1 protein-coding gene is annotated in these 306 nt (G+C 45.1%); it reads right to left on the bottom strand.

Annotated elements, in window-relative coordinates; translation table 11 throughout:
• Positions 1–7: 7 nt before the first annotated feature.
• The coding region (locus tag NE473_RS30950) for a hypothetical protein (RefSeq protein ID WP_256265629.1) at positions 8–306 on the bottom strand (299 nt) is incomplete at its 5' end.

Below are 306 nucleotides of genomic sequence, written 5' to 3'. Positions count from 1 at the left end.
CGAAGCTTTACAATGCCGTTCTGAAGAAATAATCAATCTGCACCTCCCCTTCCGTGTATACATACAATCCATACGTCGGTATCGTACAGCACATAACCCGTCTGCCTCCCGGAATCAATATCTGATATCCGCGGTTGGACAGAATGCAGGCCGGCCGCTTTGATTTTGCACCGAATGAAATGTATTTTGCTGTTGTTTTCAGATCAAGCCACTGCTGATCGACGGCTCCTCTTGCCTTTAAAACCTCTTTATTAGACCAGTCAAAATAAGTCCATGTCTGATTTTTCGGAGAACTGGAAATCTGCC

This window comes from Hungatella sp. SL.1.14, from assembly GCF_024460495.1.
In the GTDB taxonomy this organism is placed as follows: domain Bacteria; phylum Bacillota; class Clostridia; order Lachnospirales; family Lachnospiraceae; genus Hungatella; species Hungatella hathewayi.
Note: the sequence above shows the minus strand (reverse complement) of the source record. Positions and strands in the feature narration are given on the sequence as shown.